Raw genomic sequence first — 25,520 nt, forward strand, 5'->3', positions numbered from 1 at the left:
GGGGAGCCGCCCACCGCTGCCGGAGACCATAAATGAATCTCCGGCCGCGTGCGATGGAATAATGCGGCGTGAGTGAACAGCAGTCAGCCCAGGACAAAGTACGTGAATTCGGTGGTTTGCAGGGCAGGCGTGTGGTCGCCTGGTCGGGTGTCGAGATGGCGTTGCGGAACAGCGCCGGACCGCAGTTCACCGATCCGGCGGTGCCCTGTCTGCAGCTGCTGATGGTCGAGCTGACGTTCGATGACGACGCGCGCCTCGTCATCGCCACGTACCAGGCCGGTGACGTGTGGGGCCTCGAGCTCGAGCCGGAGCACCGCGAGGGCACCGGCAACTGGAACGGCATCTACCGCCGCCGCGCGCTGCGGGAGCTCCCGGTCGGCCCGATCGAGCACGTCGCGGCGTTCGTGGAGGCCGGGGTGGTGGCGCGGGTCGACCTGACCGTCGACGGCACGCCGCTGCTCCTGCTCGCCGGCGAGGTCTACGACGAGGAGGCGGGCTGGAAGTTCGTCCGGCTCGACGAGTCGGTGCTGGTCTTCACCGAGCCGCAACTGGCGGAGAAACTGCCGTGGGCAGGCGCCTGATCAGCCGCCGCACGTACAGCAGCGGCGCGATCCCGAAGACACCGAACGAGATGTCGATCAGCGTCCACCAGAACGGCAGCCCCCGCACCGGCCCGGCGATCAGCGCCAGCGGCACGATCGCCACGCAGCAGATCATCCCCCATTCGATCACCCAGACGTTCCGTACGGGATCCCGCCACGGCCCGACGAACGCGATCGCGATCACCAGGTGGGCAAAGGCCAGCCAGTCCGTTCCGTACGCGATGAAGGGGTAATGCTCGGAGGTCGTCACGAGGCCGTCGCGAACGTGGTCGATGAACCCGGTCGGCCCGAGCAGCCACGCCAGCAGCCGGACCTCGGCGACGAGCGGGAACGCCGTCACGCCGCTGAGCACCAGCCCGATGATGAAAATTGCCAGCCAGGCGCGGATTGCTCTCATGATCGCAACGTACGTGCGGGGCGCCCCGAGGAGCGCCCCGCACACACAACCTGCACAGAACCCCTACATCATGAGGCAGCGAGCACCTCGGCGGCGGCCTTGGCGATCGTGGCGCGGTCGTAGTCGAAGTAGGGGCGCAGGGGTAGCGGGGCGGCGGTGCGGCCCCAGTCGTAGAGGAGTTTCTGGGTTTCCATCGAGCCGTCGTGCCAGCGGCGCAGGACGTCGTGCAGGTTGAGCGGGGACGGGGAGGCCTCGCCGTCGCCGAGCAGCCGGGCCAGCTCCGGCACCGCGTCGGCCGGGGTCAGCTCGCCGCGCTGGACCCGGCGCATGACCTCGAAGCACGCGTTGAACTGGACCTGGGCGCTGGGCAGCTCGGGGCAGAACGAACCCGGGACCGGACCCTGGTGCAGCCGGTCGAACACGGCCGGGTCGTTCTTCTCCAGATACTGGTAGTACGAGCCTGCGACGCGGATGACGCCCAGATTCCAGGCGAGATACCACATTTTCGACCAGGCCCGCCACAGATCGAATTCCTGGAACGCGATGTACGAGCCGGCGATCAGCTTGTCGTTGTTGTCGAGGATGCTCTGGTTGAGCACGTCGAGATACTCGAAGCGGGCCGCGGAGAAATCGCCGTCGGCGCGGGCGGCGAGGAACGTCGGCACGAACGCCTCGATGACCGCCAACGTGTTGGCCATGCCGCGGCTGAAGAGCGCGTCGATCGCCCCGGCTGCGTGGCTCATCAGGACCCACCGATCCCCGACCGTACGCGAGGACGAGAACTGGGTGCGGCCCGTCGAGATCCACGGGAACGCCGTGGTCGCGTCGGCGAACTGGCGCCCGATCGCCGGGAAGCGCTCGAGGAACTCGGCCCATTCCTGGTCGGGGGTGACCCCGTCGCGTTTCGGGAAGCGGCTCGTGTCCAGGTTGAGCCCGACGCTGACCAGGTCGGACTCGCTGGAATCGGTGTTGTCGAACGGGATGACCCACATCCAGCCGCCGTCGAACAGGTGGTGCAGGGTGCCCTGGTGCCACAGGTTGGGCTGCCCGCTCGACTCCTCGACGCTGTCGTAGGGGCGGACCCCGCGCATGTGCGTGAAGATGGTCCGCGAGTCCGTCAGGAAGCGGCACGGCTCCTCGCGCAGGCCGTACGCGTTGGCCAGCACCGACGTGCGCCCGGTCGCGTCGATGACGTAGTCGCTGTGCACGGTCTCGCCGTTGGTCAGCTCGACGATCGCGTGCTCGGCGGTGATGTCGACGTTCGCGACGCGTACGCCCTCGCGGGCCACCGCTCCGTACCTCACCGCGGCGTTGAAGAGGTACTGGTCGATGTCGGCACGCATCAGGTGCGACTCCGGGCCGAACGGGCCCTCGGAGACACTGCACTGCGTCACCTCGTACGGGTCGTGGTCCTGGTCCGGCCGGTGGTAGACGAAGCCGAAGTTGGTCTTGATGCCGCACCGGCGGCTGGCGTGCTGCCGGATGCCCCCGGACGTCGACACCTGCGCGAGCTCCGGCACGTCGTAGCGGGCCGCGAGCAGTCGCATGAGGAACGACGTCTCGCCGATGGTCGACTCGCCCAGCGCGAACCGCGGATGCCTGGCGCCGTCCACGAGCGCGACCGACACGCCCTGCCGGGCCAGGATCGCCGCGACGGTGCTGCCACCGATGCCGCTCCCGAGGACGGTCACCTCGACACGGATGTCCATGAGTTCTCCTTGATATCGGTACGGGCCGCGCGGCGACGCCCGAGCAGCCGGTGCGAGACTCAGCAGGGCCTGCGACAGCACGCTTCTGGTCATGACGCACGCCGTTCGTTCAGCCGCCGTTCGTTCAGCTCTCTCGAGTAGTCGACGCCCGCCTTCGCCTGCGCCGCGGGTCGGATGGTCGAGCAGGATGATCCGGTCGAGCAGCAGGAACGGCTGGTGGCACATCTGTGACGTACGGTCTGGTATGGACACACCTTCGTCCTCGGCGCGAGTGTGCGTGGAACGGCCCTTCTACGACCTGCACGCCGAGGCCTACGACCTCATCATCAACGACTCCGTCAAGCCCTGGTGCGACGCGGTGGATGCGCAGTTGGCGCACGCGTCGTCCATTCTGGACGCCGGCTGCGGGACGGGGCGGCACGCCGCGGAGATGATCGCGCGCGGGCATCGTGTGGAGCTCGCGGATGCCGCACCGCGGTTGCTGGCACAGGCGGCGGCGCGGTGCCCGTCCGCGCGTACCCAAATGATTGATCTTTGTATGTTGCCGGCTTCGGACTATGACGCGGTGATGTGCCGGGGTGTTCTCAACGACATGATCTCGGACGGTGAGCGGGCGGCGGCGATCGCTGCTCTGGCCCGGTCGCTGCGCCCGGGCGGGAAGCTGTTCCTCGACGTACGGGAGGCGGGGGCGTCCCGGGAGCGGGCCGACGGGAAACCTCGGACGCGGGCCGGTTTCACCAGCCGCACGACGTGGGACAACGGGCTGCTGCGGGTGCGGGAGACCTACGCGATGGGCGGCGACGTCACGGAATACCACTTCACCATGCGGCCGTGGACGGTCGAGTCGCTGACCGGGCTGTTGCGGGACAACGGATTGCGGGACGTGGCGGTCGGCGGGGGAGCCGGGCGGCGTACCCCGGACCGGCTTTTTGTTGTCGCTTCTTAGAGTTCTACGTCGAGCAGGCGGGCGGCCAGGGCGAGGCGTTCCTGGCGGGGGTCGGTCAGCGGCGGGAGCAGCAGCGTGGGTATGCCCAGGTCGAGGGCGGCGCCGTCCCATCCCGCGCGGTCCCCGACCATCAGCGTCTGCTCCGGCTCGGTCCCGAGGGCGTCCAGGGCCAGCCGGAAGATCGCCGGGTCCGGCTTCTGCACCCCATGCTCGAACGACAATATGTACGCGTTCACGACATCGCCGAGCCCCGCCGCCGTGAACGCTGGCCGGATGTCGAAGTGGATGTCGCTGAGCACGGCGATCGTTGTCCCGTGTGCGGCGATGGCTCGCAGCACCGGAACCGCGTCGACGGCGAAGTGGTTGTGAGCGGGGTCGGACTCCACGGCGTACAGGGCGTCGGCAAGGTCGTCATCGAGCCCGGCGTCGGCGAAATACCGGTAGTAGGCGGCGCGATGCCTTTCGGCGTCGGTGTCGTCGCCGGGCGGCTCTTCCTCCAGCGCGGGAATGGGCCGGGCCGGCCTTCGCAGCCGCTCCATTGCCGCCCCTGCCCACTCCTGCGGCGTCAGGGTGGTGACCAGAGTGCCCCGCCAGTCGAAGATCACCGCTCGCAGTTGCGTCATGCGTCCATCTTCACCGGCTCCGGGAGGGTGATGCCGGCGGGTGGGGTGCTCCGGCGGTGGAAACGGGAGAGCAGCGGCATGAGGCGGAACGCCTGGTTGCGCAGCCACAGCTCGGTGCCGGTGCGGGGCACGATCATGGCGGGGCCGCGCCCGAGCGTCTGGGTCCGGGTGACGTAGCCGCGCATCGCCTGCTCGTAAGCGTTGCTGTCGCCGAGGTTCTGGGCCAGGAGGTACGCGCCGACCAGGGCGAGGGTGGTGCCCTGGCCGGTCAGGAACGACGGGGCGTAGGCGGCGTCGCCGAGGAGGGACACCCGGCCGGTGGTCCACGCGGGCATGCGGATCTGGCTGACGGTGTCGCTGTAGAGGTCGTCCGCCTGCTCCAGGGCGTCGAGCAGGCGAGGTGTCTCACCGCCGAGACCTGCGAAGACCTCCCGCACGCGAGCTGTCACGCTTTCGCGCGGCGTGGGCTCCGGTGTCGCGTACGCCAGCAGGGCATGGATCTTCTCCGGAGCGTCACCCACCGCGTAGAGGGCGGCGAGCCGGCCCGGCGTGTTCTGCAGCAGAGCCTCGTGGGAGAGGCCGCCGGTGTTCGCGACCTCGAAGCCGGCGAAGCAGTAACCGAGGTAGTGGTGGTAGTCGCGCTTCGGCCCGAACGCGAGGCGCCGCGTGGTGGAGTGCAGTCCGTCGGCGCCGATCACGTGGTCGAAGGTCCGCGGCGCGCCGTGCTCGAACGTGACGTCCACGCCGCCGGGATGCTGGTCCAGGGTGGCTACGGAGTCGCCGAAAACGTACTCGATGCGGTTCCTGGTCAGGCCGTAGAGGATCTCGCCGAGCTGGCCGCGCGGGATCTCGATGTCGTCGTTGCTGTTGCCGGCGGCCAATTCTCCCGGGCTGAGCGACGCGACGGTCCGGCCCGTCGCGTTGACCACCGAGATCCGGCGGGTGTCGATGTGGGCGGCCCGCAGCTCGGGCAGGACTCCCATCCATGCCGCGACCTGTACGGCCGGACCGCGGACGTCGATCGGATAGCCGCCGGTGCGGATGCCGCGCGCGCTCTCGACGAGCGTCACATCGAAGCCGTAACGGTGCAGCCAGTAGGCGAGCGCGGGGCCGGCGACGCCCGCCCCGGAGATCAGCGCTGTAGTCATGGTTGAAGATGCTTACTGACCGCCCGGTAAGTAGTCAAGGGTCGACTATGCTTCGGGGCATGCCACGCCTGAACACCGACACCCGCGAAGAGGTCAAGGCGGTGGCATTGGAGCTGTTCTCGGACAACGGCTTCGAACAGACCAGCCTGCGGGAGATCGCGGAGCGCCTCGGCATCACCAAGGCCGCGCTCTACTACCACTTCGCGTCGAAGAAAGACCTGCTCAACGCGCTGCTCGAGCCGTTGCTCAAGGATGTGGGCGCGTTCCTGGACGAGCTGCCACCCGAGCCACGCGGTGCGTTGGAGGCCTACTTCGACCTCTGCTACACCCACCGCAGGCTGTTCCTCGGGCTCCTGCGCGACGTCCAGGTGATGAACCAGCTCGACCTGGTCCACGCCGTCATCGGCTGGCGCACCCGCCTCGACACCCTGCTCGCGGGCCCGGAACCAGCCGACCGGGTGCGCGCCGTGGTCGCCCTCGGCGGCCTGCAGGACACGGTCATCCTCTTCGCCGACCACCCCGACCTGCTCACCGGCATCCGCACCCAGGCGATCGCCGCCGCCCTGCGCGCCCTGCAACCCTGAGGGTTACCGCAGGCCGGCGATCAGTTTTGTGAGTACGGCGGCGGGGCTGTCGATGGCCCTGATCTCGTCGGCCATGCGCTGAGCCGCGGCGCGGAAAGCGCCGTCGTTCAGCACCTTGGCAACCGCGTCGCTGATACCGGCCGGATCGGTGACGACGTACGCCGCGCCGGCCGCGGCGGCGCGCTCGGCATTGACGGGCTTGTCCAGCCCGAGGGGTAGCAGCACCATCGGCAGCCCCGCGGCGAGGGTGGACAGGACCGTGCCGGCTCCGGCGGCCGAGACCACCAGATCGCTGGACCGCAGCAGGTCACGCATCGCAACGAAGCCCGCGACCTGGACCTGCGCCGGGTTCGCCAGGTCCTCGGTGGTGTGCGGCGCCACCAGAACGTTCACGTCGAGAGCGCAGGTCGCGGCGACCGCACGCCTCAGCACCTCGGGATCGTCGACCACGGTGCCGAGGGTGAGCAGGACGGTGGGGCGGTCCTCCCGGCCGGGGAACGGAGCCCGGGTCCAGGCCGGCCCCTCGCCCTCGTGAGGTTCCGGGCGGATCGGGACGCGCGGGGCCGGATAGCGGTCGCCGGCCCGGATCAGGCTGTCCGGCCACGGGTCGACGTAGGCCAGGGCGGCGCTGGGCGTAACGCCGTGCTCGCCGAATTTGGCGATCGCGCGCAGGTCGAACTGAGCTGCCAGCGGCTCGATCAGCGGGAGCGTCGCGCCGTGCGCCACCCACGGGACCCCGAGGGCCGCCGCTACGAACTGGCCGAGGTAGTCGGACATCTCCGCGACGGCCAGGTCGGGACGGAACTCCCGGGCGGTGGCCAGAGCGGCCTGAGCCCCGCTGGTGAGCCTGGTCTCGACGAAGAACTCCACCGCGAACCGCAGCATGTCCTGCATCGGGTCGCTGCTGGTGCGCTGGGCGACGTCGGCGAGGGTTTCCGCGACGCTGGGGCCGGCGGGCAGGAGCGGGATCGACGGCGCCGCCTCACCCATCGACGGATGGGTCTGCAGGGCCACCTCGTGACCGGCGCTCCGGGCCGCCTTGGCCAGCGGGAGCAGGGGCAGCACGTGACCGAACGCGGGCACGGCGGTGAACAGGATGCGCACGGCAACTCCTAGGACCGGTTCTTCGATGACCGGTGGACCGTAGTACACAAACTAGAGACCAGTCTAGTGAATCTTTCACGAGGAAGCCGGGGCTTCGTTAGGATGCCGAGGTGGAGTCGAACCCGGCAGCGCCGGCTACGAAGAGCCGGCGAGCGGAAAACGCCGAGCTGACCCGGCAGGCGATCCTCGACGCCGCTCGGGCACTGTTCACCGAGCGGGGCTACTTCCAGACGAAGGTCGGGGACATCGCGAGCGAGGCCCGGGTCTCCGTGGCCTGGGTCCACGCCGTGGGTGGAGGCAAGAGCGGCCTGCTGAGAACGCTCATCGAGGACGGCGTCACCACCCAGGACAACGCACGGGCAGTCGACAGCATCGGCTCGATCACCGACCCGGAGGAACTCATCCGGTTCATCGTGCGCGCCACCCGGGAGCGCTTCTCGCAATGGTCGGAACTGATGCGACAGGTCTCCGCGGCCGCGACTCAGGACCCGGGGGTGCGCAAGACTCAGGAGATCGCGTACGAAGGCCTCCGCGGCGCACTGCACCTGACCGCGGGCCGGCTGGCGGAGCTCGGCGCACTGCCGGACACCATGGACGTGCCACACGCCACCGACCTGCTGTGGCTGCACCTCAGCAACACGGCGTACTTCCTGCGGACCGACGAGCTCGGCTGGTCGCTCGACGAGTCCGAGACCTGGCTGAACGAGACCCTCGGCACCGCGTTGCTCAGCCGTCCCGCGGACCCTAACCGAGCGAATACTCCGAGATGACGAAGCAGGTGTTGTCCTCGTTGTCGCCCGCGTCCGAGACGTCGAAAGCGATCACCACCGGGTGCCCGTCGGCAGGGTCGGAGCTGGTGGTCATCTTGCCGCCGTCATCGGCCGCGGTCTGGGCCAGCTCGACCAACCCACCCAGCGTCGGCAGCTCGATCTCCTCCTCGCCGGTGGCCGTCCTGCCATCGGTCCGGTCGATCTTCGACACCTCACCCCCGGCAACCGTCACCCGGTAGACGCCGAGCGACTCCTTGCCGTCGCACTTCCGCTCGACGGTGTAGGTGTAGTTGGCCGGCTCGGTCCACGGCGGCGGCGACCCGGCAGTCACCGCGGGCCTGGCATCGGGCTTGCCCTCATCCGCGGACGACGTACATCCGGCGGCCAGAGCCAGCAGAACCACACCGCACAACACCGGCACCGTACGCACGTCGGCCACTCCCGCTCATCCCTTCGACGACCGCGCTCACGGTCGTCACCGGCCCGCCATGATCCCGCAAGTCGCCGCTGCGCTCAACCCGGCCCAGGCTCATGCCGTACCGCTGGGGCGATCAGATGGATATCACCTGACCAGAGGTCTCACCGTCGGCCGTGCGATGCGCTGACCCGTTCCTGCTTCTTCCTGCGAAAACCTGGCTGCCTGAGTGCGGTCCGTTGATTCGCATCTGCATTTTCTCACTGCGCGAATGATTCCTTTGGCATGCGCTTTTCCGCATTCCAGCTCTTCGCGCGCCCATTCAACGGCAAAGGAATGCCCGTGGAAAGCGACGCCACAGCAACGGATTTCAACCAGCCCGTCATCGACGAGTTCCGAGCCCACGGCGGCCGGGTGGGCGGCATGTTCGAGGGCGCCACCCTCGCCCTGCTGACCACCACCGGAGCCCGCACCGGCCGGCGCCGCAGCAGCCCCGTGGGCTGGGTCTCGGTGGACGGCCGCCACGTCGTGGTCGCGTCAGCGGGCGGCGCCCCCGCGAACCCGTCCTGGTACACCAACCTCGTCGCCGACCCCCGGCTCACGGTGGAGAATGGCACGGACACCTACGCGGCGACAGCCGAGATCCTGCGCGGCCAGGACCGCGCCGACCTGTGGGACCGGGTGATCGCCGTCGCGCCGGGCTACGCCGACTACCAGAACCGGACCGCCCGCGAGATCCCGCTCATCGTCATCCGCCGCCAATAGGCGCCGGCCAGGGTCAGGCTGGGATTGCGGCCTGCGGCCCCGAGCGACCGGCGGCCCCGAGCGACCGGCGGCCCCGAGCGACCGGCGGCCCTGAGTGGCCGGCGGCCCTGAGTGGCCGGCGGCCCTGAGTGGCCGGCGGCCCTGAGTGGCCGGCGGCCCTGAGTGGCCGGCGGCCCTGAGTGGCCGGCGGCCCTGAGTGGCCGGCGGCCCTGAGTGGCCGGCGGCCCTGAGTGGCCGGCGGCCCTGAGTGGCCGGCGGCCCTGAGTGGCCGGCGGCCCTGAGTGGCCGGCGGCCCCAAGTGGCCGGCGGCCCTGAGTGGCCAGCGGCCCCAAGTGGCCAGCGGCCCCAAGTGGCCAGCGGCCCCGAGCGGCCAGCGGCCCCGAGCGGCCAGCGGCCCGCGGCGGTGGCGGAGCGGGTTACTCGGGGAGGCGGGGGCCGGCTTCGCGCTGGGAGGTCAGCCAGGACTCGACGTCGGAGGAGGAGCGGGGCAAGCCGGCCGAGAGGTTGCGGTGGCCGTCGGCGGTGACGAGGACGTCGTCCTCGATGCGGATGCCGATGCCGCGGAGCTCTTCGGGGACCAGGTCGTCCTCGGTCTGGAAGTAGAGGCCGGGCTCGACGGTGAGGACGTAGCCCTCCTGGAGGGTGCCGTCGCGGTAGAGCTCCTTGCGGGCGGCGGAGCAGTCGTGGACGTCGATGCCGAGCATGTGGCCGAAGCCGTGGAGGGTCCAGCGGCGGTAGACCGTGGAGTCCTCGGACATGGCTTCGTCGACGCTGACCGGGAGGAGGCCGAGGTCGTGGAGGCCTTCGGCGAGGACGCGCATGCAGGTGAGGTGGATGTCCTGGTAGGCGACGCCGGGTTTGACGGCGTCCATGCCGGCCTGCTGGGAGGCGTGGACGATGTCGTAGACCTGGCGTTGCAGGGGGGTGAAGGTGCCGTTCACCGGGATCGTGCGGGTGACGTCGGCGGTGTAGAAGGAGCGGGCCTCGACGCCCATGTCCATGAGGAGGAGCTCGCCGGGCTTGGTGATGCCGGTGTTGCGGACCCAGTGCAGGATCGTGGCGTGGGCGCCGGCGCCGACGATGCTGCCGTAGCCGACGTCGTTGCCGTCGGTGCGGGCGCGCAGGCCGAAGATGCCCTCGAGGAGGCGCTCCTTGACGCCGCGGTCGGCGGGCAGGACGCGGGCGACGTCCTCGAAGCCGCGGACCGTGGCGTCGATGGCCTCCTGGAGCTGGGCGATCTCCCACTCGTCCTTGACGAGTTTGAGCTCGGAGATCACGGCGGCGAGGGCGCGGTCACGGCGGACCGTGGGGTCGGCCTCGTAGGCGAGGACCGTGCGGTCGACGGCGGGGTCGAGGCCGCGCAGGACCCGGGTGCGGGCCGGCGCGGAGTCGGCGAGCGCCTGGCCGAGCAGCTGGTAGGGGGCGGTGTCGATGCCCAGCTCGGTGGAGCGCTCGGCGAGGGTGTGCCGGCGGCCGACCCACAGCTCGCCGTTGCGGCTGCGGAAGAAGCCGTCGGTGTCCTTGGAGTTGCGGTCGTGGGTGTAGAGCACCGCGTCGTGGCCGGAGCCGCTCGGGCGCATCACGAGCACCCCGTCGGGGTCGGCGTCACCGGTGAGGTAGACGTAGTCGCTGCCCGGCCGGAAGTTGTAGTCGGTGTCGTTGGCGCGCACCTTCTCGTTGCCGGTCGGGATGATCAGCGTCTCGCCCGGGAACGCGTCGGAGAGCGCGGCGCGGCGTTTGGCGTAGTTGGGAGCCTCGGGCCGGGTCACGACCTCGAGCGCGTCCTCGCGCCATCCGTCCCGCATGAACTGCAGGAACGCCTCCGGGAAGTCGGGGTCGTGCGACTCCGTCTTCGGCGCTGACGCCGGTGTTGCTGCCTGCTCGGCCATGGTTGGCCCTCCCGTCGGTCCGCGTGCCGTCCATGACGTTACCGCCTGGGGCCGACACAAATCGCGCCCGGATGCCCGGGTGAAGATCAACTACGGGTGCAGGGTGAGGCACGCCACTCTCGGTCCGGCCGTGCCGGCCTTTCCCGCCTCGGTACGCGTGAGCTCGGCATGCACGATCAGCGAACGAGGCGACGTGGTCGTGTCGAACGCCCAGTCCTGGTTCGCGGCGACGGTGGCGGCGCCCTTGCTGTCGGTGGTGAAGTCGAGCCACACCTCGTTGCGCGGGTTCGCGTACGCCGGATCGACGCTCGGTTTTGAGGGGTCGGCCTGGTGCTGGTAGTGCGGTCCGGCGTCGTCGGGCACGGATGTGCAGGTCATCGTGTGCAGATGCGCCCCGTACGCCCGCCGCGCGAGCATTCCGGTGACCGCGAGCCGTACCCGTACCCCCATGGTGGTGGTGGCGATCGTGACCTGAGCCGTCGCGCCTGCCGGGACCACCGCCTTGTTGTAGGTGATCGCCTGGACGCCCTGCGGCGCGGGCTGGAACGTGCCGGACGCCGTGCCCTCGGTCATCGGGGCCTGCGGGTCGGCGGACGCGGAGCTGGACGTGGTGGCGACGGGAAGACCGCTGGAGACGATCCACGGCGTGCCGGCCGGGGGCAGTGTCGGGGGCGTGCTGCTGCTACTTCCCGGGGTGCCGCAGCCGGCGAGCGATGTGACCAGGAGGGCGAGAGCGGGCAAGACAAGACGAGGCATGGTCAAATAATGCCAAACCAGTTCATAACGGACGAGCATCGGGCGGGTGCTAGCTTTCTGACGCTGCGGGCGCGAGGCCGGCGGCGAGGCCGGGAGGGGATCAACAATGGGGTACGCGGTAGTGCTCGGCGAGGCGCTGATCGACCTCCTCGAAACCGAACGCGACGGCGAGCTGATCTACCGCCAGGCCATCGGCGGCGCCCCGCTCAACGTGGCGGTCGGCGTGACCCGCCTCGGCGGTGACGTCCGCTACGTGGGCTCGCTCGGCAGCGACACCCTCGCCGACCGCATCGCGACGTTCCTGCGCGAGACCGGGGTCGGCACCGACTCCACGATCCGCGTCCCCGTGCCGACCACGCTCGCGGTGACGACGTTCGAGGGCGCCGAGCCGACGTTCCAGTTCTACGGCGAGCCGCCGTCCTACGCGCTGGTCGGCCCCGACGACGTCGACGAGCAGTCGGTGGCCGGTGCGGCCGTGCTCTACGCCGGCTCGATCAGCCTGATGCGCGAGCCCTTCCAGGCGGCGGCCCGCGCGGCCTGGTCGGTGCCCGGCCCGCTGAAGGTCTTCGATCCCAACGTACGCCCGAAGCTGCTGCCCGACGTCGCCGCGATCATCGCCCTGCGCGAGCTCGTCGAGGAGTACTTCGCCACCGCCGACCTGGTGAAGCTGAGCTCCGCCGACGCCGAGGTCCTGTGGGACGGCGCGACCCCCGCGACCGCCGCGGCGCACATCCTCAAGCTCGGCGCCCGCGCGGTCGTCGTGACCTGCGGCGCGAAGGGTGCCTACGTCGCCACCGCCGAGGGCACGACGATGCTCCCGGCGCCGACGGTGGCCGCGGTCGACGCCACCGGCGCGGGCGACTCGGTGATGGCCGCGCTGGTCAGCCGGCTGCTCGCCGACGGCGTCCCGGCCGACCTGGCGGGCTGGCAGCGCTACGTCACGTTCGCCCTCGCCGTGGCCGGCCTGGTCTGCGAACGCCCCGGCGGCGCGGTCGCCATGCCGACCACCGACGAGCTCACCGCCCGCTGGGGCGCGCTGAGCTAGCGGCTGTTCCTCGCTTCCTCGCTCTCGCGGTGAAGCGCTACCGGATGTTGATTGCTTTCTCGCTCTCGCGGTGAAGCGCTACGGGATGTTGATTGCTTTCTCGATGAAGCGCTGACGGTCGAGGAGGGCGCGTTCGACGCGCACCTCGGCCACCAGCGTGGCACCGTCGTGGACGGTCACGTCGAAGAAGAGCCGCCGGCCGTCCACCTTGGCGAGGACGGCCTGCGCGACGACCTTGCGCCCGATCGGCGTCGGCAGCAGATGCTCCACCGTGGCCCGGGTGCCGACCGTGGTCAGCCCGCCGGGGATCAGCCGGGAGGTCACCACCACCGTCGCGGTCTCGGCCAGCGCGAGCACCCGCGGCGTGGCGAGCACGGGCACGTCGCCGGAGCCGAGCGACTGGGCCGTGTCGGCGTCGGTGACGGTCAATTCCACCCGGGCACTGAGCCCGGGCTTGAACTCGGGAAACTCCATCCACCGACCCTATGCCGTCGGTGCCTGGGCGCGATCGGGTCGCTGCCAGAGCGCGTCGACCGGCTCGTTCACCGTGGACGTCATCAGCGGTGCGGGACCGCGGGCCTGCCGGGCGCGGATGGACAGCTGCTCGGCCAGCCACCACGCCTCGGCCACGTCCCGGTCCTTCGCGACCCCGGACTGCCCGCCGGCCGTGTCCGCGTAGACCGTGGCGAGGTCCAGCAGGCGTTGCACCGGGCCCTGGATGACGCGGACGCTCTGCAGGCGTGCGTACGGAACAAGGGTCATTTCCCTGGTCAGCACGCCGGTCCGGGCGACGAAGACCTCGGGCGTCAGCCCGGCACCCATCGCCCGGAACGCGAACGGATGCAGCCAGCGGGCCCGGCGCGGCGGGGGAGCGGTCGGCAGCGCCCCCAGATCGACACCCGGCAGCACCTCCCACACCAGCAACCGGCCCGCCTCGAACACCCCGACGGGCAGCAACCGGTCGGAGCGCTTGTCGTCGCCACCTGACTGCGGTCCCGCGTACCCGGCGATGTCGAGCCGCAGATGCAGCCAGCCCTGCAGGCGCCACAACAGCGGCCACGTCACCCCGATCGCCTGCACCCGGTTCAGCGGGACGATCTGGCTCCGCGTCTCCACCAGTCCGAACCGGACCGACAGCCGCCCGTCCGCGTCACGCCCCAGCCGGAAATCCCAGTCCTGCAGCACGCGGCGAACCGGCTGCAGCACCACACCGGCCATCGCGGTCACGGTGCTCGCGATACCGATGAACGTCCACGACCCCTCCAGCACGAACTGGGTGACCACGAACGCCACCCCGACGGGCAGGAAGAACGCCTGCGGCGTGAGCAACTGGCTGATCACGAGATCCCGGTTACGCACGCGGAACAACGGGCGTTCCGGCATCGGCGCCTGCTCAGCGGTGGCCTGCTCTCCCGATCCGGGGGTACGCCCGGCAAGCGCGAGCAACCGCTCCCGCAACGCCGAAGCCTCCTTCACCGACAGGTACGCAAGCGGCGCCTCGGTCTTGCCCCCGCCCACCACCTCGAGGCGCAACTCGGCAAGCCCGGTCAGCTGAGCGAGCAACGGCCGCCTGAGCTCCACGGCCTGCAACCGGTCGAGCGGGATCGCCCGGTTCCGCCGCCAGAGCAACCCGTCCTGGATCCGCAGCTCGCGCCCGACCAGGTGATACCCGGTGTTCAACCACCCGATCACCGAGTAGATCACCACCCCCACGGCCAGCACGGCCACCACGATCGCGAACCGCTCCAGCCCGACCTGCGACAACGTCTGCCAACTCAACGCCGCCACGATCACGGCAATCGACTTCGCCCCGTTCAGCAACGGACTCAGCGGATGCAACCGCCGCCGCGGCTCGCCCCGGGTTCCACCACCCTCAGCACCGTGCCCGCCCGCATCCGGCCCGTCCGGCAGACCCGGGTAGGCAGGCAGCCCGTCTGGCGGGCCCGCGTGGGTAGGCGGTCCGCCTGGCAGGCCTGGGTGGGTGGGTGGTCCGCTCGGAGGGCCCGGGCGGGTGGGCGGCCCTGCCAGCTGACTTGGGTGGGTGGGCGGCTCGCTCTGATAGGCCGGGTGTGTGCCCGGCCAATGGGGGCTGGGAGCGGATTGTGCAGGCGGTCCGGGCTGCGTCAGGCCGGCCTGCGATGCTGGTCCGGGCTGTGGTGCTGGTCCGGGCTGTGGTGCTGGACCGGGCTGTGGTGCCGGGCCGGACTGCGATGCCGGGCCGGCTTGCGGTGTCGGGTCAGGCAGGGGTGTGGGGTCGGCGTGTGGTGTGGCGGCGGGCAGAGGTGTGGGGCCGGGTGGCGAGGGCGGGTCGGGTTGGGGGCGGGCGTCGGGGGCGGTCACAGGCCCTCGGCCCGGTCTTCGCCGAGGGCGGTGAGGCGGTCGCGGAGGCGGGCGGCTTCGGCGGGGTCGAGGCCGGGGATCTTGGCGTCGCTGGCGGCCGAGGCGGTGTGCAGCTGAACCGTGGCGAGTTTGAAGGCGCGTTCGAGGGGGCCGGCGGTGACGTCGACGAACTGCATCCGCGCGTACGGAACGATGGAGAGCCTGCGCACCACCAGGCCGTGCCGGACCAGCAGGTCGTTGTCGCGCTCGGCGTAGCCCCAGGCGCGGACGGCGCGCACGGTCACCACCGAGCGCCAGATCGCCGCGACGACCACCAGCGCCATCGCCGCGGGCCAGAACCAGTGCCGGTTGAACCACCACCCGGCGCCGAGGCCGGCGAGCACGACGACCACCAAGGAGGCGCGGTTGATCAGTTCCACAGTGATCAGGCTCCGCGAGACGGGCCGCCACTGCACGGTCTCGGGCCATGGCTCCAGGGCGCTGAGGGGTGCGCCCGGCGGGTTGGCGCCGGGTTGAGTCACGCCGGAAAGCTCGGTCACCTTTGAAAGATTAGGCGGTGGGACGGAACGCGGTCACCTCACGCAGGAAACCCCGGGCCCCCAGAAACTCACCCAGCGTCTCCCGGTGCAGCTCACAGGCCAGCCAAATCTTCCGGTACGCGTCGGAGTGCAGTTTCGGATTGTTCCACCGAAGCTCCCACAGCGCCGCTTCACGGCAGCGTTTCGCCGAACACTGAACCGCAAGCTCCTCCACCACGCCCCCGACCGTACCCGCCCCGGTCGCGTGGCCGGGCGTGGGCACAACCGGCGGCCGGGCTCGGTTCGGTTCGGCAGTAGGACTGAAGCGGAGGCGGCGGCTGGGGCCGGCGTGGTTCCGCAGTTGGGTGGGCACGGCGGCGGCTGTGGTTTGCGCACTGAAAAGGGGGGCGGTCTCAACTCGCCCGGCGTGACCGGTGGGCCGGTGTGGTTCTTTCCGACATTTCGCCGGAGTGGAATGTCCGTTACCGGCGGGCTGCGGACATCGGGCGAACCGGGCCGGTGGGGAGTGGAGTCGCTGCTCGAAACCGCGGACAACCAGCGGGAACGGCGAATATTTGAGCGCCGGGCGACCACGGGGGAAGTCGCCCGGCGACGGGGTGAATGTTACACGGGTGATCCGGGCTTTCGTCTACCCGCTCGTTGTGCCCGTCCGTGCGTATCGCGCAGAAAGATCGACATCTCCGTAGTCTGGCGTCGGCGCGTAATGCGGCACTGCCGGACTGCTCCCAGCATGGTCGTGTAAGTCTTGAGCGTCGGCATACGCGCCGACTCGACCGCGAAGTGCACACGCTGTTGGAGGACCGGTGGCCCAGCCGACCACGCCCGAGGGTACGACCAGCGCTTCCGCGACCGGTAACCCGGCGGGAGCCCCGGTGCCGCCCGCGCAGGACGCCACCCAGCTCGAAAGGGCGATGTTCGAGGTCAAGCGGGTGATCGTCGGGCAGGACCGGATGGTCGAGCGCATGTTCGTGGCGCTGCTCGCCCGCGGCCACGTGCTGCTCGAGGGTGTGCCCGGTGTCGCCAAGACGCTCGCCGTGGAGACGCTGGCCCGGGTGGTCGGCGGTTCGTTCTCCCGGGTGCAGTTCACGCCCGACCTGGTGCCCGCCGACATCGTCGGCACCCGGATCTACCGCCAGTCGAGTGAGAAGTTCGACGTCGAGCTCGGGCCGGTCTTCGTCAACTTCCTGCTCGCCGACGAGATCAACCGCGCTCCCGCGAAGGTCCAGTCGGCCCTGCTCGAGGTCATGGCCGAGCACCAGGTGTCGATCGGCGGCGAGAGCCACCGCGTCCCGGACCCGTTCCTGGTCATGGCGACGCAGAACCCGATCGAGCAGGAGGGCGTCTACCCGCTCCCCGAGGCCCAGCGTGACCGCTTCCTGATGAAGATCATCGTCGGGTACCCGACCGACGCCGAGGAACGCGAGATCGTCTACCGCATGGGCGTCAGCGCGCCGGAGCCCAAGACGATCTTCAACGCCGACGACCTCCTCGCCCTGCAGCGCCGCGCGGACCAGGTCTTCGTGCACAACGCCCTGGTCGACTACACGGTCCGCCTGGTGCTCGCCACCCGCGCCCCCGCGCAGCACGGAATGCCCGACGTGGCCCAGCTCATCCAGTACGGCGCCAGCCCCCGGGCCTCCCTCGGCATCGTCCGCGCCACCCGGGCCCTGGCCCTGCTCCGCGGCCGCGACTACGCCCTGCCCCAGGACGTCCAGGACATCGCCCCGGACATCCTGCGCCACCGTCTGGTCCTCAGCTACGACGCCCTCGCCGACGACATCCCCGCCGACCACATCGTCGCCCGCATCATGTCCAGCGTCCCGATGCCCTCGGTCGCCTCCCGCCAGGACGCGTCCAACGGTCACACGCCGGCCGCCCCGCCGAACGGCGGCTACCCCGGCCAGGTCTCGGCCGTCCCGGCCCCGGCGAGCGGCGTGCCGTATCCGCACCCCGGCGCCTACCCGGTCGGCCCCGGAGCCATGGGTGGCCAGGCCGCCCCCACGGGCCTCGCCGGCTTCGGCAACCAGGGCGCTTTCGGCGGCCAGCCCGGCCCGGGCGCGCAAGGCGGTCCGGGCCAGGGTGGTCCGGGACAGGGTGCGCCGGGCCAGGGCGCCCAGGGTGGCCCCGGGGACGCGGGTCAGCCGCAGCCGGGTCAGGTGCGCTCCGGCCAGCCACCGACCGGCCAGCCACCGACCGGCCAGCCACCGACCGGCCAGCCACCGACCGGCCAGCCACCGACCGGCCAGCCACCGACCGGCCAGCAGCCGACCTGGCCGGGACAGCAGTGACGGTCCGCCCGTGACGACACCTGACAACCCGCCCCCACCCGCCGAACCCGCCGAGCCAGCCGCCGGATCAACCACCGCCGGATCAACCACCGCCGGCCCGGCCAGTTCCGGCCCGGCAGGCACTGCGCCGAGTGCTTCCGATTCGAGCGCATCGCCTGCCGCCGGCCAGTCCGGGGGCATCGATTACGCCAGCGGCTCGCCCTCCCGGGCGAGCGCCGACTACGCGACGGCGAATGCTGCAGGTAACGGATTCACCGGCGCGCCGGCCTCGTCGCCCAGCACCGGTCCCCAGCCGACCGCCCCCAACGGCGGTTACGCACCCACGGCGGGCAACGGCCGCGGCACAGCAACGACCACCAGCAGCAGGCCCGCGAAATCCGGGTCAGGCCGCACCGCGGATCTCCCGCCCCCGATCACGGGTGCCGGCACCGCTCGCGCCGAGGTGGTTCTCGCGCGCCTGCAACTGCTGGTGACCCGCAAGCTCGACGGCCTGCTCCAGGGCGACTACGCGGGCCTGCTCCCCGGCCCCGGCAGCGAGGCGGGCGAGAGCCGCGAATACCGCCCCGGTGACGACGTACGCCGCATGGACTGGCCGGTGACCGCCCGGACGACGATGCCGCACGTCCGGCGTACGGTGGCGGATCGGGAACTCGAGACCTGGATGGCGATCGACCTGTCGGCGAGCCTGGATTTCGGCACCGCGCGGTATCTCAAGAGTGACCTGGTGCTGGCGGCCGCGACCGCGATGGCGCACCTGACCGTCCGCGGTGGGAACAGGATCGGCGCGGTGGTGGGCACAGGTTCGGGTCTTACCGTACGCAGTGAGCGCGCCCCTTTCTGGAAACGCCGCCGGAAAACCGTCGAGCAACCACCTGAGCAGGCACCGGTCGTGCGCCTCCCCGCGCGGCCCGGTCGTAAAGAGGCTCAGGGGCTGTTGCGCGCGATTGCGCGTACCGAGATCAGGCCCGGTCGTGCGGATCTGGGTGAGTTGATCGACATGCTGAACCGGCCACCGCGCCGCCGGGGTGTGGCAGTGGTCGTGTCGGACTTCCTGGCGCCGGTGGAGAGCTGGTCCCGGCCGGTCCGCAAGCTGGGCGTACGCCACGACGTGCTCGCCATCGAGGTGGTGGACCCGCGGGAGCTGGAGCTTCCCGACGTCGGCGTGCTGACCCTCGCCGACCCGGAGACCGGGTCGCTGCACGAGGTGCACACCGGTGACGCGAGTCTGCGGGCTCGGTACGCTGAGGCCGCGGGGCAGCAGCGAGGCGAGATCGCGCGGGCGTTGCGTGCCGCGGGGGCCGCTCACCTGAGACTTCGTACCGACACCGACTGGCTGCTGGACATGGTCCGCTTCGTGGCCGCCCAAAGACACGCTCGCACCCGGGGGACCACCCGATGATTCGTTTCCTGCAACCGTGGTGGCTGCTCGCCGTCCTGCCCGTGCTGCTCGTGGCCGGTGCGTACGTGTGGCGCCAGTTCCGCAAACGTCAGTACGCCATGAAGTTCACCAACGTGGACCTGCTGCGCACGCTCGCCCCCAAGGGACTGGGCTGGCGCAAGCACATCGCGGCCAGCGCGTTCCTGCTGAGCCTGCTGATCCTGGCGCTCGCCCTGGCCCGCCCGTCCGTGGACCGCGACGAGCCCCTCGAACGCGCCACGGTCATGCTGGCGATCGACGTCTCGCTGTCGATGGAGGCGGACGACGTCGCCCCCAACCGCATCGAGGCGGCGCAGGAGGCGGCGAAGGCGTTCGTGCAGGAGCTGCCGCCGACCTACAACCTGGGCCTGGTCTCGTTCGCGAAGGCGGCGAACGTGCTCGTCTCCCCGACGAAGGACCGCGCGGCCGTGATCGCCGGCATCGACGGCCTCACCCTCGCGGAGGCCACGGCGACCGGCGAGGCGGTCTTCACGTCCCTGGACGCGATCCGCTCGGTCCCGTCGGACGGCGCGGACGGTGCCCCGCCCGCCCGGATCGTGCTGCTCTCCGACGGCTACCGCACCTCGGGACGCTCGATCGAAGACGCCGCCACGGCTGCCGAGTCGGCGAACGTGCCGGTCTCGACGATCGCGTTCGGCACGGACACCGGTGTGGTCGATATTCGTGGGGCGCTGCAACGCGTACCCGTGGATCGGTTGTCCTTGCAGCAGCTCGCCGAGAAGACCAAGGGCTACTTCTACGAAGCGGCCTCGGTCAGTGAGCTGAAACAGGTCTACGAGGACATGGGCAGTTCCATCGGCCACCGGACCGAACCCCGCGAGATCACCCAGTGGTACGCCGGGACGGCACTGCTGTTCGGTATCGCGGCGGCGGCGTTGAGCCTGCTCTGGACGTCCCGCCTGCCGTGATCTTTTTTGCTCGGCCCTTACTTTGCCAAGGGCCGAGCATCCCGGTCACGGGTTGTTGTGGACGAGGACGAACACGACGACCACCCAGGCGGCGGCGATGGTGAAGCTCAGCGGAGCGACAAAACGGTTCATGGCTATGACTTTCCGGTAGGGCGTACGGGGAAAGTGCGCACCAGGAAGTCGCGACCGGGACCCCCTGCCATGCCGCGGCGCAGCGCGACGGACATCCGGGCACGCGGCGGCGAACACGGATGTGGCAGGAGGCATCAGGGAAACTGGGTCAGCGGGTCATGACCGGCCTGCGCACCCCGATGACGGGGTGCGAGGAGGGCTCAGAGCGGCTGACGAGCGGCCCGGCCACGACTAGGAGGATCGCTATCTCGCACAGCGATCACCTCCGTCGGTAGGGGCCGTCTAGAACCGAGCCAGACAGTACTCCTTAAGCGCAAATTAAGAAATTCGGCCCCACCGTGTCGTACGCCACCTCACCCCGGCCACCGCCGCCAGCCCCACCCCGAGCACCGGCAGCCACGCGACCCGCTCGAACACCCATCCGCGCCCGTCCGGAACCCCGACCAACCCACCCCGGCCTGCGAAAACAGCCACCGCCCCCAGCAACACACTCTGATGCCAGAGATACACGGGTACGCCCACCCGGTTGACCTCCCGAACCGCCCTCCGGGCCCACGCCGCCCCGGTGCGCCCGGGCTTGCGGAGAGCGAGAAATACCCCTATCTGGGCGACCCCGAGCGCCACCGCCACCAGCGAGGGCGGAGCAAGATTCGACCGCCCGTCCCCCGGCACCCCGACAGCGCTCACGGGATACCCGCCGACGGTCACGAGCAGCCCGAGCACCACACCCCCGCCGACAACCATCCACACCCCGCCCCACCTGCTCCCGACCCCACCCGCCACCGCAATCCCCAATACCCACGGCACCACCCACCCCGCCACCACAGCTACCCCACCGGGCACCCACCCAAGGTCCGTTCCCACAACCACCACCACCGCCGGAACGGCAACGAGCACGCCGTACCGCCCGACCCACCGCACGAGAAACCCGCTACAGGCCCGCAACACCAAATAGGGCCCCAAAAACCACAACGGACTGACCACCACCAACCCCACAGTCCGCAACGTCCCACCCGGCACCCCCGCAACAACACCAGCCCCCAGCACAACCCCCCACCCCCCAACCAGCCCCAAGACCCCCCTCCCGGTACGCCCCAGCCCCCCGCTCCCACCGCCCCATGTCCGCCGTTCGCCCCATGTCCGCCGTTCGCGCTGCGTCTGGTGTTCGCGTTGTTTCTCGGGCTCGCGCCGTACCCCTTGGTCGCGCTGTACCCCTTGGTCGCCCTGCGTCGCCGACAGCCGCGACCGAGCGGCGGCGAACCCGCCGGCGAAGAAGAAAAGCCCAAGCGTCTGCAACACCCAGCTCACCGGCGCGAACAACGGCATAGCGCTGAGCGGACTGGCATTACGTAACCCATCCGGCCCCACAACGAACCCGGTAACCAGCCAATGCCCCACCACCACGCCACCCATGGCCCAGACCCGCAACACATCAACACCCCGATCCCGAACCGCCACACCACCCGCCCGAGACCCACCCGGCCCGGCCTCGCTGCTGGGCGTGCCGCCGGGCTCGGGCATGGTGCTGGGCGTGTCTCCCGATCCGGTCGTGGTGCTCGGTGTGCCGTTCTGCTCGGTCGTGGTGCTGGGCGTGCCGCCGGGCTCGGCCTCGCTGCTGGGCGTGCCGGTCCGCTCGGGCCTGGTGCTCACAGGGCGCTGCCCGGTGCGCGGCGGGGCGGTGTCGGGGTCAGGACGATTTCGGCGACTGCTTCCAGGGTTTCGGAGCCGGGGCTGAGGTAGCCGTCGTGGCCGGTGACGCCGCCGGTGGGGAGTTCGACCGCGCCGAACCGGGGGTTCGACGGGCGTCGTCCGTGGCCCAGGTGACCGATCCGGGCCTGCGGGATACGGTGGATCCAGTCGGTGGGGGCGAGCGCCGACCACACCTGGGCCCCGCCCAGATCCGCCGCCCGATTGTGGCCCATACCGGGTGCACCGAGGGCGATCACATCCGCGACCCTGGGCAGACTTGGCGCCGCCAGCCCGATCACCAGCGCGCCGTAGCTGTGACCGATGAGGGTGACGGCGGCGGGTGCGGGCAATGCTCGTACGAAGGAAATCAGGTCCTCGGCTCCCGCGCGGGCCCGCAGATCCCGGGCAGACTCCAGGTTGAGCCCCTCCGGCGGGTCATAGCCCAGCCAGGCAACCACCGCGACCCGGGCACCGGGATCAACCGCCCGCACAGCCGCAAAAATCTCCCGAGCCTGCACCGCCGGCGCCCGCCGCCGCACCCCACCCAGCCCCCGATCGAAATCCCGCAACGTGGTGTCCACCCCGGGCACCAGCACCGCGATCCGGGTAGCCCGCGCCAGATCACCGACCACTTCCACAGCCCGCCCGTCACCCCGCACGTCATACTCGAGAAAATTGCGCCCAGCGAACGCAGGCAGCACCACGCCGGCCGAGCCCACACCGGTTCCGAAGCGAGCGGGCATGGCCACATCGGATGCGTCCGGCCCGGCTCCGAAGCGGACCGGCAGCGCCACGTCGGGCGAGTCCGGGCTGGTTCCGAAATGGGCGGGCAGGCCGTAAACGCTGATGGCGAGCAGCAGGGCAATCGTCGTTATCCGCATACCGGGCAGCGTCGACTGCCGCCCATCCGCAGCGCGTCACCCCACAGCGCTCACCCAGGCGCAATACCGCAGAGCTATATGCCACCCGCCCACCCACCCGCCCGCCCACCCACCCGCCCAGTCACCCACCCGCCCAGTCACCCACCCGCCCAGTCACCCACCCGCCCAGTCACCCACCCGGCAAGTCACCCCCCAGTCAGCCGCCCGGCCACACACCCGCTCGGCCACACACTCGCCTGGCTGGGCGCCCGGCCAGTCACCCGGCCGCGCTGCGGGGCCGCTGTTGTCCGGCCGTGTGTCACGGGTCCGCTGTGCACGGGTCCGCTGTGCACAGGTCCGCTGGGCACCGGTCCGTTATTCGCCGGCTGCTACCAGTCCTGTTTCGTAGGCCAGGACGACAGCTTGCGCCCGGTCACGTAGCCCGAGTTTGGCCAGGACGCGGCCCACGTGGGTCTTGACGGTCTGCTCGGCGACCACGAGTGCGGCAGCGATCTCCTGGTTGGACAGCCCCCGCGCGATCAGGCGCAGGACCTCGGTCTCGCGGGGTGTCAGGCCGTTCAGGGCGGTCGCGCGGGGGCGGTCCGCGTGGGGGCGGGAGGCGAATTCCTCGATCAGCGTGCGGGTCACCGAGGGTGCGAGGAGCCCCTCGCCGGCTGCGACGACCCGGACCGCGTGGACCAGGTCGGCGGCCGGTGCGTCCTTGAGCAGGAATCCGCTCGCTCCGGCTCGCAGCGCCGCGAACACGTAGTCGTCCAGGTCGAATGTCGTCAGGATCAGGATGCGCGGGCCGGGGGAGCGGGTCAGTCGCCGGGTGGCCTCGATGCCATCGAGGACCGGCATGCGGATGTCCATCAGCACCACGTCCGGGTCGAGCCGGCGGGTCTCGGTGACGGCCTGTTCACCGTCCGCCGCGTCACCGACCACGAGGATGTCCGGCTGGGCGGCCAGCAGCGCCCCGAAACCCTGCCGCACCATCGCCTGATCGTCCGCGATCAGCACCTTGATCACGCGTCCGCCGCCCCGGCTGACGTCGCCTGTCCGGGCACAACGGGCGATGACGCTGCCGCCGTCGATCGTCCGGGCATGGGAGCTGGGGCCACCACCGTCGCCTGTCCAGCCGTCCCGTCCGGCGCCGCCGCCGCAACCGGATGTCCGGACGCCGCGCCCACCGCCACCGCGTCTCCGGTCGGCCCGCCTGGCGACGACCCGCCTGGCGACGACCCGCCTGGCGACGCCGTGAACGGTAGGCGGGCCGCGACCAGAAAGCCGCCCCGGCTCTGCGGTCCGGCGTCCAGCGATCCGCCCAGCGCCGCTGCCCGCTCCCGCATCCCGATCAGGCCGTGGCCGCCCTTTCCTGCGGGCCGGGGGACAGGCTCCGCCGCCGGCCCGTTCTCCACCTCGACGAGCAACGCACCGGAAGCCCCGCGGACCGCGATGTGGACCTGGCCGCCCGGCGCGTGCCGGGCGGCGTTCGCCAGGGCTTCCTGCACTATTCGGTACGCCGCCAAACCGACCGCCTCCGGCACGTCCGACGGCAACGAGGTGGCCTGCGGGAACGTCACCGAGATGCCGGCCCGGGACGCGGCAGCCACCAGCGCGACCACATCGGAGAGCCCGGGTTGCGGGGCGAGCGCCGGCTCGTTGTCGGAGCGCAGGACGCCCAGCAGGCGGCGCATGTCCGTGAGGGCTGCCCGCGCGGCCGTCGCGATCGCCAGGAATTCCTGCTGTGCCTGCTCGCCGATACCGTCCACGCGGTACGGCGCGGTTTCTGCCTGGACGGCGATCATCGACATGTGGTGGGCGACCACGTCGTGCATCTCGCGGGCGATCCGGGTGCGTTCCTGCAGGACCGCGCGGCGGGCCTGCTCCAGCTCGGTCAGCTCGGCCTGCTCCGCGAGCTGCTCACGGGAACGGCGGCGACGGGACACGGTGTCACCGACGAGGGCTATCGCCACGATGCCGGTCGCGGCTCCCCAGGCGTTCGCCTCAGGGGCGTACACAAAGATGGGCACTATGGTCAGGGTTGTCGCCCACGCGATGACACCCGACTCCTCGCGCAGCGCCAGCCCGCCGAAGACCACCAGGAAAGCCAGGAGCTGAATCGGGGTCCACGGCCATGGTTCATTCGGTTGCAACCCGATGACCCCCAGGAACACCACGGGGTACGCCACCCGCCACGCGAAAAGCGGCCTCCCCGCGGACACCAGGGCCACTGGCAGCACCGTGAGAACTGTCAGCGTCGCAGCGACCCAGGACGCCAGGCCCCGGGTGTCGGTCAGGTAGGCGGAATTGCCCAGCCCCAGGCCGATCAGGACCAGAAGTCCGAGGGGAACGGCGTACACATGGAAGCGTGATGCCGGCAGGGGCCGCCGGCTGTCACGCCCGACGGCCAGCCGGTGCAGCGGGCCGAAAATCTCCATGTCCGGCAGGCTACGGCCGATTGCTGCCCGCGTCGTCGGACCAGGGTCGTATCTTGGACCCCCTACCTGAGTGTGACGTGAGCCGCCTCCCTGCGGCCCGGTCCGGGTTCCGGATACCGGCTGGTAACGCCT

The 25,520-nt window shown here is 70.8% G+C and carries 24 protein-coding genes and 1 pseudogene; 9 read left to right on the forward strand and 16 right to left on the reverse strand.

All coding sequences use genetic code 11. From position 1 onward, the window contains the following. The first annotated feature begins 68 nt into the window (after window positions 1-68). The gene (locus Aco04nite_RS37455; protein WP_213001970.1) at window positions 69-581 is read left to right on the forward strand and encodes a hypothetical protein; all 513 of its coding nucleotides are present in this window, start codon (window positions 69-71) and stop codon (window positions 579-581) included. Here Aco04nite_RS37455 and Aco04nite_RS37460 read toward each other — a convergent pair. Together Aco04nite_RS37460 and Aco04nite_RS37465 are read right to left on the reverse strand one after the other, a co-directional pair. Continuing rightward, window positions 535-999, reverse strand: a complete 465-nt coding sequence (locus Aco04nite_RS37460) for a hypothetical protein (RefSeq protein ID WP_213001971.1) — start codon at window positions 997-999, stop codon at window positions 535-537. The two genes, Aco04nite_RS37455 and Aco04nite_RS37460, sit on opposite strands and share 47 nt — an antisense overlap. 68 nt (window positions 1,000-1,067) lie before the next feature. Next, window positions 1,068-2,708: an NAD(P)/FAD-dependent oxidoreductase gene (locus tag Aco04nite_RS37465; RefSeq protein WP_213001972.1), complete on the reverse strand. Its 1,641-nt coding sequence runs from the start codon at window positions 2,706-2,708 to the stop codon at window positions 1,068-1,070. A 277-nt stretch (window positions 2,709-2,985) separates the two neighbouring features. Between Aco04nite_RS37465 and Aco04nite_RS37470 the strand changes: the two genes are divergently transcribed. Further along, complete coding sequence (locus Aco04nite_RS37470) at window positions 2,986-3,654, forward strand: class I SAM-dependent DNA methyltransferase (protein ID WP_213001973.1); 669 nt, start codon at window positions 2,986-2,988, stop codon at window positions 3,652-3,654. Here Aco04nite_RS37470 and Aco04nite_RS37475 read toward each other — a convergent pair. Together Aco04nite_RS37475 and Aco04nite_RS37480 are read right to left on the reverse strand one after the other, a co-directional pair. Beyond that, window positions 3,651-4,277, reverse strand: a complete 627-nt coding sequence (locus tag Aco04nite_RS37475) for an HAD family hydrolase (RefSeq protein WP_213001974.1) — start codon at window positions 4,275-4,277, stop codon at window positions 3,651-3,653. The two genes, Aco04nite_RS37470 and Aco04nite_RS37475, sit on opposite strands and share 4 nt — an antisense overlap. Continuing rightward, entirely contained in the window at window positions 4,274-5,425 is a 1,152-nt protein-coding gene (locus tag Aco04nite_RS37480; protein WP_213001975.1) for an FAD-dependent monooxygenase, read from the reverse strand. Before Aco04nite_RS37480 ends, Aco04nite_RS37475 begins: the two co-directional genes overlap by 4 nt. A 59-nt stretch (window positions 5,426-5,484) precedes the next feature. On the opposite strand from Aco04nite_RS37480, the gene Aco04nite_RS50300 reads away from it, so the two are divergent. Continuing rightward, on the forward strand, window positions 5,485-6,009 hold the full coding sequence (locus tag Aco04nite_RS50300) for a TetR/AcrR family transcriptional regulator (RefSeq protein ID WP_244876580.1): 525 nt from the start codon (window positions 5,485-5,487) through the stop codon (window positions 6,007-6,009). A gap of 3 nt (window positions 6,010-6,012) precedes the next feature. On the opposite strand, the gene Aco04nite_RS37490 is transcribed toward Aco04nite_RS50300, so the two are convergent. Next, window positions 6,013-7,113, reverse strand: coding sequence for a glycosyltransferase (locus Aco04nite_RS37490; protein ID WP_213001977.1), 1,101 nt, complete (start codon window positions 7,111-7,113; stop codon window positions 6,013-6,015). A 110-nt stretch (window positions 7,114-7,223) separates the two neighbouring features. Here Aco04nite_RS37490 and Aco04nite_RS37495 point away from each other — a divergent pair, with 110 nt between their 5' ends. Continuing rightward, entirely contained in the window at window positions 7,224-7,883 is a 660-nt protein-coding gene (locus tag Aco04nite_RS37495) for a TetR/AcrR family transcriptional regulator (protein WP_213001978.1), read from the forward strand. Here Aco04nite_RS37495 and Aco04nite_RS37500 read toward each other — a convergent pair. Beyond that, window positions 7,858-8,322 (reverse strand): DUF6174 domain-containing protein, encoded by a 465-nt coding sequence (locus tag Aco04nite_RS37500; RefSeq protein WP_213001979.1) that lies wholly within the window; start codon window positions 8,320-8,322, stop codon window positions 7,858-7,860. The two genes, Aco04nite_RS37495 and Aco04nite_RS37500, sit on opposite strands and share 26 nt — an antisense overlap. Window positions 8,323-8,640: 318 nt before the next feature. On the opposite strand from Aco04nite_RS37500, the gene Aco04nite_RS37505 reads away from it, so the two are divergent. After that, window positions 8,641-9,063: a nitroreductase family deazaflavin-dependent oxidoreductase gene (locus Aco04nite_RS37505; RefSeq protein WP_213001980.1), complete on the forward strand. Its 423-nt coding sequence runs from the start codon at window positions 8,641-8,643 to the stop codon at window positions 9,061-9,063. Window positions 9,064-9,479: 416 nt separating this feature from the next. Here Aco04nite_RS37505 and Aco04nite_RS37510 read toward each other — a convergent pair whose 3' ends face one another. Together Aco04nite_RS37510 and Aco04nite_RS37515 are read right to left on the reverse strand one after the other, a co-directional pair. Beyond that, complete coding sequence (locus Aco04nite_RS37510; protein WP_213001981.1) at window positions 9,480-10,952, reverse strand: aminopeptidase P family protein; 1,473 nt, start codon at window positions 10,950-10,952, stop codon at window positions 9,480-9,482. A 90-nt stretch (window positions 10,953-11,042) separates the two neighbouring features. Then, the gene (locus tag Aco04nite_RS37515; RefSeq protein ID WP_213001982.1) at window positions 11,043-11,708 is read right to left on the reverse strand and encodes a superoxide dismutase family protein; all 666 of its coding nucleotides are present in this window, start codon (window positions 11,706-11,708) and stop codon (window positions 11,043-11,045) included. A 106-nt stretch (window positions 11,709-11,814) separates the two neighbouring features. On the opposite strand from Aco04nite_RS37515, the gene Aco04nite_RS37520 reads away from it, so the two are divergent. Continuing rightward, window positions 11,815-12,753 carry a carbohydrate kinase family protein gene (locus Aco04nite_RS37520; RefSeq protein ID WP_213001983.1) on the forward strand — a complete coding sequence of 313 codons (939 nt, stop codon included), beginning with the start codon at window positions 11,815-11,817 and terminating at the stop codon, window positions 12,751-12,753. A gap of 78 nt (window positions 12,754-12,831) precedes the next feature. Here the strand turns inward: Aco04nite_RS37520 and Aco04nite_RS37525 are convergent, their stop codons facing one another. From Aco04nite_RS37525 to Aco04nite_RS37540, 4 genes are all read right to left on the reverse strand, one after another. Further along, window positions 12,832-13,227, reverse strand: coding sequence for a thioesterase family protein (locus tag Aco04nite_RS37525; RefSeq protein WP_213001984.1), 396 nt, complete (start codon window positions 13,225-13,227; stop codon window positions 12,832-12,834). A gap of 9 nt (window positions 13,228-13,236) precedes the next feature. Then, window positions 13,237-14,781 (reverse strand): PH domain-containing protein, encoded by a 1,545-nt coding sequence (locus Aco04nite_RS37530; RefSeq protein WP_213002071.1) that lies wholly within the window; start codon window positions 14,779-14,781, stop codon window positions 13,237-13,239. Between the two features lie 308 nt (window positions 14,782-15,089). Beyond that, window positions 15,090-15,632 (reverse strand): PH domain-containing protein, encoded by a 543-nt coding sequence (locus Aco04nite_RS37535; protein ID WP_213001985.1) that lies wholly within the window; start codon window positions 15,630-15,632, stop codon window positions 15,090-15,092. Between the two features lie 10 nt (window positions 15,633-15,642). Further along, window positions 15,643-15,849 carry a hypothetical protein gene (locus tag Aco04nite_RS37540; RefSeq protein WP_213001986.1) on the reverse strand — a complete coding sequence of 69 codons (207 nt, stop codon included), beginning with the start codon at window positions 15,847-15,849 and terminating at the stop codon, window positions 15,643-15,645. Window positions 15,850-16,435: 586 nt separating this feature from the next. Between Aco04nite_RS37540 and Aco04nite_RS37545 the strand changes: the two are divergent. The 3 genes and pseudogenes from Aco04nite_RS37545 to Aco04nite_RS37555 all read left to right on the forward strand — a co-directional run. Further along, window positions 16,436-17,536, forward strand: a pseudogene (locus tag Aco04nite_RS37545) (AAA family ATPase); the annotation flags it as partial. Between the two features lie 796 nt (window positions 17,537-18,332). After that, window positions 18,333-19,319, forward strand: coding sequence for a DUF58 domain-containing protein (locus Aco04nite_RS37550; RefSeq protein WP_213002072.1), 987 nt, complete (start codon window positions 18,333-18,335; stop codon window positions 19,317-19,319). Next, a complete protein-coding gene (locus tag Aco04nite_RS37555) occupies window positions 19,316-20,266 on the forward strand; it encodes a VWA domain-containing protein (protein WP_213001988.1) in 951 nt (316 codons plus the stop codon). Before Aco04nite_RS37550 ends, Aco04nite_RS37555 begins: the two co-directional genes overlap by 4 nt. A 450-nt stretch (window positions 20,267-20,716) precedes the next feature. Here Aco04nite_RS37555 and Aco04nite_RS50115 read toward each other — a convergent pair whose 3' ends face one another. The 4 genes from Aco04nite_RS50115 to Aco04nite_RS37575 all read right to left on the reverse strand — a co-directional run bounded on the left by Aco04nite_RS50115 (window position 20,717) and on the right by Aco04nite_RS37575 (window position 25,388). Continuing rightward, the gene (locus tag Aco04nite_RS50115; protein WP_344646585.1) at window positions 20,717-21,919 is read right to left on the reverse strand and encodes a hypothetical protein; all 1,203 of its coding nucleotides are present in this window, start codon (window positions 21,917-21,919) and stop codon (window positions 20,717-20,719) included. Between the two features lie 125 nt (window positions 21,920-22,044). Beyond that, window positions 22,045-22,968 carry an alpha/beta hydrolase gene (locus tag Aco04nite_RS37565; RefSeq protein WP_244876581.1) on the reverse strand — a complete coding sequence of 308 codons (924 nt, stop codon included), beginning with the start codon at window positions 22,966-22,968 and terminating at the stop codon, window positions 22,045-22,047. 354 nt (window positions 22,969-23,322) lie between these two features. Beyond that, window positions 23,323-23,976, reverse strand: a complete 654-nt coding sequence (locus Aco04nite_RS37570) for a response regulator (protein ID WP_213001990.1) — start codon at window positions 23,974-23,976, stop codon at window positions 23,323-23,325. Beyond that, entirely contained in the window at window positions 23,973-25,388 is a 1,416-nt protein-coding gene (locus Aco04nite_RS37575; RefSeq protein ID WP_213001991.1) for a sensor histidine kinase, read from the reverse strand. The genes Aco04nite_RS37570 and Aco04nite_RS37575 overlap by 4 nt, the downstream gene beginning before the upstream one ends. Window positions 25,389-25,520 lie beyond the last annotated feature (132 nt).

The sequence above is a fragment of the Winogradskya consettensis genome, from assembly GCF_018332715.1.
Lineage (GTDB): Bacteria > Actinomycetota > Actinomycetes > Mycobacteriales > Micromonosporaceae > Actinoplanes > Actinoplanes consettensis.

Excerpts from the sequence above, each read along its gene's own strand:
- Aco04nite_RS37520 (WP_213001983.1), top strand. The coding sequence starts at position 11,815 with ATGGGGTACGCGGTAGTGCTCGGCGAGGCGCTGATCGACCTCCTCGAA.
- Aco04nite_RS37555 (WP_213001988.1), top strand. The coding sequence starts at position 19,316 with ATGATTCGTTTCCTGCAACCGTGGTGGCTGCTCGCCGTCCTGCCCGTG.
- Aco04nite_RS50300 (WP_244876580.1), top strand. The coding sequence starts at position 5,485 with ATGCCACGCCTGAACACCGACACCCGCGAAGAGGTCAAGGCGGTGGCA.
- Aco04nite_RS37510 (WP_213001981.1), bottom strand. The coding sequence starts at position 10,952 with ATGGCCGAGCAGGCAGCAACACCGGCGTCAGCGCCGAAGACGGAGTCG.
- Aco04nite_RS37460 (WP_213001971.1), bottom strand. The coding sequence starts at position 999 with ATGAGAGCAATCCGCGCCTGGCTGGCAATTTTCATCATCGGGCTGGTG.
- Aco04nite_RS37575 (WP_213001991.1), bottom strand. The coding sequence starts at position 25,388 with ATGGAGATTTTCGGCCCGCTGCACCGGCTGGCCGTCGGGCGTGACAGC.
- Aco04nite_RS37480 (WP_213001975.1), bottom strand. The coding sequence starts at position 5,425 with ATGACTACAGCGCTGATCTCCGGGGCGGGCGTCGCCGGCCCCGCGCTC.
- Aco04nite_RS37565 (WP_244876581.1), bottom strand. The coding sequence starts at position 22,968 with ATGCGGATAACGACGATTGCCCTGCTGCTCGCCATCAGCGTTTACGGC.
- Aco04nite_RS37475 (WP_213001974.1), bottom strand. The coding sequence starts at position 4,277 with ATGACGCAACTGCGAGCGGTGATCTTCGACTGGCGGGGCACTCTGGTC.
- Aco04nite_RS37525 (WP_213001984.1), bottom strand. The coding sequence starts at position 13,227 with ATGGAGTTTCCCGAGTTCAAGCCCGGGCTCAGTGCCCGGGTGGAATTG.
- Aco04nite_RS37465 (WP_213001972.1), bottom strand. The coding sequence starts at position 2,708 with ATGGACATCCGTGTCGAGGTGACCGTCCTCGGGAGCGGCATCGGTGGC.
- Aco04nite_RS50115 (WP_344646585.1), bottom strand. The coding sequence starts at position 21,919 with ATGCCCGAGCCCGGCGGCACGCCCAGCAGCGAGGCCGGGCCGGGTGGG.
- Aco04nite_RS37515 (WP_213001982.1), bottom strand. The coding sequence starts at position 11,708 with ATGCCTCGTCTTGTCTTGCCCGCTCTCGCCCTCCTGGTCACATCGCTC.